An 8,595-nucleotide genomic window follows, 5' to 3' on the forward strand; every position below is an offset into this window, starting at 1 on the left:
ATAAACCAATCATCATCTGTCCAAAGGACATGCTCAGGAAACCGGGCGTCAGGAGATAAAAATGGATTTTGCCAAGCGTCTCATTCATCTTCCTACCGGTAACTTTGGGATACCAGTAATAAACTGCCGCAAACAGCGGGAAGATGAAACCGCCGAACATGGTCGCGTGGAAGTGACCGACTACAAAATAAGTATCGTGCATGTGCAGATTGGTCGAAATGGTACCTAAAGGCGGGCCGGTGATGCCGCCAATCAGGAATACGACGATGGCGCCGATCAAAAAGAGCATCGGGGTTGCAAAACGAATGCGCCCCATCCAAATTGTTGCCACCCAGGAAAAGAACTTAATCCCGGTTGGGACGGCCACCAGCAAAGTGGAGTACATGAACGGCACGCGCAGGTATTCTTCCATGCCGGAAGTGAACATGTGATGCGCCCATACCAGAAAGCCCACCAGGGCAATACCCAGAGAGGACATTGCCACCCACTTATAACCAAATAAGGGCTTGCGGACAAAAACCGGCAGCAGCTCGCTGATAATTCCCAAACCGGGCAAAACAAAAATGTAAACCGCCGGATGAGAATAGAACCAGAAGAGATGCTGGAAGAGAATGGGGTTGCCACCTTTGGTACCATCAAAAAAGCCCATCCCAAACAAACGCTCAAAACTGACCATCTGGAAGGAAGTGCCAATCAACTGAGTTGCCGTCAATGCGATGATGGAAGTCGCCAGCGTTGCCCAGGCAAATATTGGCATGCGGAACATCTTCATTCCCGGCGCGCGCATCCGCAAAATGGTTACGATCAGGTTCAATGCCCCTAAAATTGAGGACCAGCCGGCAAAGAAAACCGCCACGAAGAACATTTGCATGCCCATTGGTGCACGAATGCTCAAAGGCGGATACCCCGTCCAGCCGGTATCGAACCCGCCGGTAAAAATGGCGGAAACCAGCACGATGGATGCCGGTACCGCCAGCCAGAAGGAAAAAGCATTCAGACGCGGGAAAGCCATGTCCTTTGCGCCAATCAACAACGGCACGGCGTAATTGGACATGGCGGAGATGCCCATCAAGATGGAAACGATCAGGGTCATGCCGTGCATTCCGATCAGCGTGTTAAAGAAGTTCAGCGTAACCCACTGCATGCCGGTCTGTACCAGCTCAACGCGAAAGATCAACGCGAACGAACCGCCCACCACCAGCAGAAAAAGGGAAAGAAAGGCATACTGAACGCCGATGACTTTATGATCCAGACTGAACCCAAAGTAGCGTTTTATACCCGGCTCTTCCTGAATCTCCTCCGGCTCAGGAGTTTCTTCCCCCTTCGCCCAGGCAAACCAGTCGCGGAATGCCCCAATCCCAATCAAGAAACCGATAACCCCAAACGCAGCCCCCAAAACCCAGGCCGGTTCGGCTTTGTAGGCCAGGCCCATCAACGCACGAATGCCGGTCACCACCCCAATCCCGGCTGCCCAGCCGATGATTTGGCCAACCAGTCCACGAACCATTCCGTAAGAAAAAATACCTTTCATAAGTCTGCCTCTCCTCAATGATTATTTGAGCGACTTGATGTATTCGATGATTTCCAGAATTTGTTGTTCTGGAATGGTGTCCTTATAAATCTGCGGCATGACCCCCGGTACAAAACCCTTGGGCACTTGAGCATTGGGATTGATGATCGCCGTCAACAAATACGCATCATCCACCGTGACCACCGAGCCGTCCGTCAGTTCATGGGTCAACCCATACAAACCTTTCCAGGTTGGACCAACATTGGGCGATCCATCTACCGAGTGGCAGGAAAGACAACCGTTGTTACGCGCCCACACTTCTCCGCGTGCAACCGGGTCCGTGCCAAGTGCCGCCAGTTGATCCTGCACCCATTGATCAAATTCGGCCTGGGTAACCACTTTGACCGGCGACTCCATGTAGGCGTGGGAGGTACCGCACATTTCAGCACAGCGCACTTTAAATTCTCCCAATTCGGTGGGGGTTACCCGTAACTCGCGCACCAGATTTTCACCCGGCAGGGTATCCTGCTTGACCCGAAATTCTGGTACCCAGAACGAATGGATGACATCCAGCGATGTCAGTTTCAGCAAGGCCTGCTTGTTGACCGGCATTACCATAGCATTGGACACAATCCCGTAATCCGGATATTCAAACCGCCAGAACCACTGCCCGGCCACCACTTTGATCTCCAACGCCTGCGGATCAGCCCGGCGGGTTTCCGCCAGTGAAACCGAACCCAGATAGGCAAAATAAATCACAATCCCCAGAGGGATGATCGTCCAGATAATTTCCAGTGGATTGTTACCTTTGATATAGACGCCGTCTTCTTCATCATCTCCCGCTTTTTGACGGAACACCACCAGACTGTAACCAAGAAAGACAACGATCAGGGAAAACAACAACGAGATCATGAAGAAATGCAGGTTGAACAGCCGATCAATTGGCTGAGCCTGGACACTGGCGGCAATCGGCAGCAAGGGGATATTGCTCAACAAGAAATAAATCAAGCCTGTGAAAGCTGCAATCAAAACACCCACAATGACAAAATGCTTCATAGATGATCTCCTCTGAAGGGGGAAATGCTCGCTTGTGGTTTGCGAAAATTTGGGTAAATTCAACCAATCTTCTGCCTGTGCAGGTGTCATCGTGCGTCGGTCATATACCACTACCGCCCCGCTGGACTTCAGCGACACCAGCATGACCTGCATTGGCTGCTCGCCGGTAACGAATTCCTGTAAAAATTCGACGCGGGAAATTGCCTTGTCGTCATAATCCAGAATGATTAAATCCGGTGACCAGCTTTGCATTTCACTCAGCACGGCTTCATTGGAGGCCACCCGGCGGATTTCCAGCTGTGGGTTTTTCCACTGGCGCTGAATCATTTTTTCCAATCCCTGTCCAAACAAAGGATTGGCTGAGGCAATCAATACCCGCTGATAAGGCGCACTTGTTTTCGGACTCATATAAATTCCCTGAAATTTAACTCCCGAAAATACCCATGTATAATTTACACAAAAATTGTCCGATTTTCTATCCTCGGACAATTTTTTACAGGTTAAATTCAATTTTCTGATGGGGTGATTTTCAGCTCACCCGCTCATCATTCTCTTTTGTGGATTAACCCCAATTGCAGGCCTTTACTGACGGCTTCGGTACGGTTGGAGGCTTCCAGCTTTTCAAGGATGTGGCGGACGTGAGTTTTGACGGTATTTTCCGAAATGAACAAATGAGCCGCAATCTGGCTGGTCGTTTGCCCGGCAGCCAGACAATCCAGCACTTCCAGTTCACGGTCACTGAGTAACGGTTGAGATTTGATTTCCCCCTGCTGCGCCAGTGCGCGCAGCACAATGCCCGTCACCTCCGGAGATAGTGCGCCATCCCCTTGTGCAACCCGCAAAATGGCTTTCCGCAAGTCTTCCGGCTCGATATTTTTCAGCAAGTAGCCATCCGCTCCCAGACGGATGGCAGAAAGTAAATCTTCTTCTTCCTCAGAAATGGTTAACATCAAGACGCGCACCGCAAGATTCATCCGCCGGATTTGATCCACCGTCTGAATGCCGTCCATATCCGGCATGTTCACATCCAGCAGGACAACATCGGGTTTCTCCTGCTGAATGACCTGCAATGCCTCGCGCCCGTTGCCGGCTTCACCGACCACCTGTAGACCAGGCAGGTCATTGATCAGCCCAATCAGACCGCGGCGGAAAAGAGCATGATCATCCACGACAACCAGTCGAACGGGAAAAGCAGTCATACTGGAGCTTCCTCTTGCTTTAAAGGTAAATGAACCCGGATGGTCGTCCCTGCCTGAGGCTTACTGATCACCTGAAAATCTGCCCCGATCAATTCCGCGCGCTCGCGCATGCCGCGCAAACCGTGCCGCGAAAACTCCGGCACATCCTCGGCGCTGAATCCCACCCCGTTATCGCAGATTTCCAGAATCAGCATACCTTTCCAGTTGCGCACTTCAACGCGAACCTGGCTTGCCTGCGAATGCTTGCGCACATTACTGAGAGCTTCCTGAACAATTCTTAACAATTGGGCCTGAATTTCGGGCTCAATTTTCGGCAATTCAGCCGAGATAATGCGTTCGACCCGCATACCGCTATTCTTCTCAAATTCGCGGCAAAGCGGTTCCAGCCAGAGGTTCATATCTTCGCCCGGACTTAATCTCAAACTGTCAATTACCTGGCGGGTTTCCAGATAGGCATCCGCCAGAGCCTGATGAGACTGGTGAATCATCTGTTCAAGGCGCTGTAATTCGCCATGCGCCAGTTGAGTTTGCATTTGAGCAACCGTCAATTTGAGATAAGCCAGCGTTTGAGCCAGACTATCATGAATTTCTCGCGCAAGCCGGATGCGCTCTTGTAACACAATCCGGTATTCCCGCTCCTGCTGAACCCGTTCACTTTCCACCAGCATCGCCAGTTGACTGGCGATGATGGGAAGTAATTTGCGGCTCTCCTCCGGCAAAGGCTGGGCTGAGCGGTTTACACAAAGGATCGCCCCAATCGGCACATTCCCCGGCAAACAGCAAGGTAAGGCCAGAACATTCATTTCCTTTGAAGTCGAAATATCCTGGAGTTCACACTGGCTTGGATGCAGGTTGTTCAGCAGTTCCCTCATTATTTCGTCTGCCGCCTGAGATTTTATCCACGCCTCTTCGCCCGCGATCATTTGAATTCCACGGAAGTGAGGCAGGGAGGGCTTGATTTCCAGACGCGCCGCGCTGAAACCGAAAACAGCGCAAAGACGATCCAGCAAGTTTTGAGCGTAGTTTTCGGTGGGGGATTGCACTTCCTGCGGAGAATGCAATTGACGTAAAGCGGCCTGTTCCTGGGTTTTCAGACGAATGACTTCCAGGGCCGAGAGCATTTCGCGCAGCAAGGTGGTGAGAAATTCGTGCATTTCACCATCCAACTGCTGAGTGGGCGGCAGGTAAATGTTTAACATCGCCAGTGTTTGCGCTTCGCGCTGCAGGGGCAGGCAGTAAATTCGCACCGATTGATCAAAAGGCGCTTCCAACAGGGGACACGATTCGCCGACGGTTGTTTCCAATTTCTGGCAGACGCGGCAGCGATTGCGAACACGCGGCTCGCTCAAATGTTCTGCCCAGGCTTTCAGCACCGGCGCAGGGTAAGCCCCATGAGTCAAAGCGTTCAGCGGTTGGCCCCATTCATCAAACGGCATAAAGGAAACACCTACTGCGCCGGTCATCTCGCTGATGATGGAGAGTGAGCGTTCGATCAGTTCCTTTTCGGTTTGCGCCTCTAACCAAATTTGATTCAATCGCAGCATTCCGTGCAAGCGGCGTTGCAAAGCGTTGCCAGCCTGTCGGGTATCTTGCAGAGAAAACTCCAGAATCTTCTGCTGTTTCCGCCGCCTCCACCAATCTGCTAACAGCAACGAAATAGCCCCCGCAAGCAGCGCTGCAGGTATCCAAAACGCCCAATCAGACGGCTGGTTCTTCAGGATCAATTCCAACCCCAGCACAAAGATGAAACCAGCAATCAGAATGATTACAACAACCAGATCCACCGATTTGAGACGCTTATTCATCAAAACAAATTTTACCCTGAAAATACCAGCCTGCCATATTTCGTATAACTTTATCGGAATATTTTGTCTTCTTTATGAAATTTCGTTAACAAAAAAAGATGGGCAAATTTTTTTTCTTTTGCCCATCTCTTGCGCTCAGACAAACAATTTTACTTGAAGGTCTTGATGTAGGTAACCACCTGCCAGATTTGCTCATCGGTGAGGATGCCCTTTTGGGCAGGCATGGAAGAATTGAAGGGCGCCATGGAACCACCCTCGGCAATCCGCCAGAAGAGGTAATCATCGCCGGCCGTACCGACTACCTCATTGAGATGGGCAGGTTTGGGGTCCAAACCAGCTGCTGCCGGGCCATCTCCGGCGCCGCTCGGCCCATGGCAGGATGCACAGCGTTCTTCGTATATGGTTTTTCCGGCTGCAGCAGCGTCGCTGCCAAGCGGGTTGGTCTTGCCGGCATATTCAGCCGGAACAGCGGGTTTCTCCGAGGTGGTTTGTCCGCCTCCACCGCAGGCTGCCAGAATGAGCGCGCTGAGCACAAATACCAACACAATCATTGGAACAACTTTTTTCATATAATCCTCCTTTGGTGTAGTGAACCTTGTCACAATCCTTATTATAATACGCCCTATTTTAAAATAAACCCCCTGTATATAGAACAAAGGGGTGATTTGTAGTATGAAAAAAAGATTAATGGGAAAGCGCCTATCCAAGCGGTGATAAAGAGATTTTTGAATTCTTGCGCAAAGTCTTCATAACCTTGCGGGATGGGCGCAAAGGATCCACCGCTTGCACTTCCGCCCACAGCATAAAAAACCTGGAGTTCACTCCAAGTTCGGAACATTTCAATTCTTGTTTTCCCGACCAGAAAATCTCAAAAAAAATTTCCAGCCGGACAACAGGATCATCAATGCTCCGCTCAGGCTAACGTAGGAATTGAACCCGTAAGAAACCAGGCCAAAGCTGAATTGCGGCGGCAAAAGCGGGTAAAACCATGCAAGTAACCCCAAAATGAAAAAGAAAAGCAAAAACCCCGACTCTGCTTTTTTTCGGGTGAGATGAACACAAACAACGAGGCTTATTCCCATAAAAACCAGACTGCTGAACGCCAAAATCACGAGATTGGGAAAGATGGCAAAATCCCTCGCCATCGAGAGACGCGAAACTCTGACTACCTGATCCAGCCCATAACCAACGATGGGATAAAGTAGTAATAGCCAAAAAGTTTTCGTTTTCATGATTTTGCTGTTACTCTAATTTTACTCGAAAAACACCCGGAAACACAACAGCGTGCTCTGCAGTAAGTCAATCTAAAAGCGAGCCCGGATTTTCTCCGAAAACGGCGCAAAATAAATATGGAATTCCTTCCTCCAACCCAATCAATCAGCCCAGCGTCAGGAAAATTAAGACTGATCCTTTAGGTGAAGAACCAGACAACATACACGATCACCACCTCCAATCACGGATTTTCCCCTTATAATTACCCCATGCTATCCCAAAAACTTAAGGTGTTTCTCCTCTTGCTGATTTTTCTGGCAGGCATGCAGCCCGTTACTCCCGTCAAAGCAGCTGCCTTGTCAGGAAATCTTTATAACGGCGAAGTAACCGCTTACGATCTCATCCTGGCCATGAACACGCTGCGCGTTTCAAACGGCCTGCCTGCCTTGATTGAAGACCCCATTATCAACGCCGTTGCTCAATCTACTGCCGAAATCATGGCAGCCAATCAAATGTCCTGGCACATCGGCAATGTTTCCGGACGGTTGCAGGCAGCCGGTTACGGCGGGGGCGCCAAGGTATGGGCAACCGAGAATTTTGCGGTTGGAACAAGTTTCACCATTGACCAGATCATGCTGGCATGGGCGGACCCGGATCACATGCTTCCGGCGGTGAACCCGGCTTACTGTCATGTGGGAGCAGGTGTTGCCAAATCCGCCAACGGGATGACCTATTACGTCCTCCAGGCTGCCTATGTTTCGGGCAAGAGTTGTGGAGAATACCGCCCGCCGGCCAATTTTACCCCGCAACCCGGCAGCAACCCCAACCCCATCGTTCCTCAAATCATCGTGCCAGTCAAGGTTGCCACCCCCGATGAGGAAGGCAAGGTTTTCCATGTTGTTCAAACCGGGCAGTCGCTTTGGGCAATCGCCGTTGCTTATAAGGTGACCATCCGCGATTTAGAAGTTTGGAATAATCTTTCACGGTCAAAACCCCTTCAAGTGGGACAGAAGTTGTTTATCCCCTCCAGCAATACAGAAGGGTACGCCACACCCACACCGGTAGGGATGGTCAAGGTTGCCACCCCCGACGCGGACGGGAAGATCATTCATATCGTTGAGCCTTACAATACCCTTATCACCATAGCAAGTGCCTACGGTGTAACCATAGATACCATATTGAAATACAATGGCATCCAGGCCGACTGGCCTCTCCAAATTGGGCAAAAATTGATCATTTATCCCGGTAATATCACCCCCAGCCCCACCCCCCGTCCGCTCACGCCAATCGAAAAACTCACCCCCGCCAGTGATGGCAAATACTACCACACGGTTCAAAGCGGAGAAACGCTGGTTTGGATTGCCAAACTGTACGAGGTCAGCCTGAACGACTTGATGGCCTGGAATGGTCTAAACGGCTCTTCGATTATCCATCCGGGTGACCAGATTCTTTTGCAGGTCACCCCGCCAATGCCTCCAACCTTGACACCCAGCCCAACCATCCCCCCAACGGACACTCCCATTCCCCCCACGCCAACGCTCAGCCCGACGGCTACTCTGGTATTGGCTACCCCGACCCCGGCAGAAAGCGAAACTTCTGAAAATTCTCCGACCCTGTTGTTCCTTTTTGTCGGGCTTGGTCTTACCGGAACGGCACTGGCGGTTTTCTTCTCGCGGAAGAAGAAGTAAATTCCAGCAGGTTGCCATCCAGGTTGGTTTTATGACAGGGGCTCGAATACCATCCCCTTCCGGGGACCCTGAACCAAATCAGTGAGCGTGCAGGGGCTCGAATAGCATCCCCTTCCGGGGACCCT

6 protein-coding genes are annotated in these 8,595 nt (G+C 51.0%); 1 reads left to right on the forward strand and 5 read right to left on the reverse strand.

All coding sequences use genetic code 11. The features are described 5' to 3' along the window. The 5 genes from VAE48_RS16185 to VAE48_RS16205 form a co-directional block, all read right to left on the reverse strand. A partial coding sequence (locus VAE48_RS16185; protein ID WP_322794372.1) for a cytochrome c oxidase subunit I occupies positions 1 to 1,531 on the reverse strand: 1,531 nt, incomplete at its 3' end. 21 nt (positions 1,532 to 1,552) lie between these two features. Further along, positions 1,553 to 2,974 carry a cytochrome c oxidase subunit II gene (gene coxB / locus VAE48_RS16190; RefSeq protein WP_322794373.1) on the reverse strand — a complete coding sequence of 474 codons (1,422 nt, stop codon included), beginning with the start codon at positions 2,972 to 2,974 and terminating at the stop codon, positions 1,553 to 1,555. 137 nt (positions 2,975 to 3,111) lie between these two features. Beyond that, entirely contained in the window at positions 3,112 to 3,765 is a 654-nt protein-coding gene (locus VAE48_RS16195) for a response regulator transcription factor (protein ID WP_322794374.1), read from the reverse strand. Next, complete coding sequence (locus VAE48_RS16200) at positions 3,762 to 5,570, reverse strand: sensor histidine kinase (protein WP_322794375.1); 1,809 nt, start codon at positions 5,568 to 5,570, stop codon at positions 3,762 to 3,764. The genes VAE48_RS16195 and VAE48_RS16200 overlap by 4 nt, the downstream gene beginning before the upstream one ends. A gap of 149 nt (positions 5,571 to 5,719) precedes the next feature. Further along, the gene (locus VAE48_RS16205; protein ID WP_322794376.1) at positions 5,720 to 6,139 is read right to left on the reverse strand and encodes a cytochrome c; all 420 of its coding nucleotides are present in this window, start codon (positions 6,137 to 6,139) and stop codon (positions 5,720 to 5,722) included. A 912-nt stretch (positions 6,140 to 7,051) separates the two neighbouring features. Here VAE48_RS16205 and VAE48_RS16210 point away from each other — a divergent pair. Beyond that, positions 7,052 to 8,470: a LysM peptidoglycan-binding domain-containing protein gene (locus VAE48_RS16210; protein WP_322794377.1), complete on the forward strand. Its 1,419-nt coding sequence runs from the start codon at positions 7,052 to 7,054 to the stop codon at positions 8,468 to 8,470. Positions 8,471 to 8,595 lie beyond the last annotated feature (125 nt).

This window comes from Bellilinea sp., assembly GCF_034432615.1.
GTDB lineage: Bacteria > Chloroflexota > Anaerolineae > Anaerolineales > Anaerolineaceae > Bellilinea.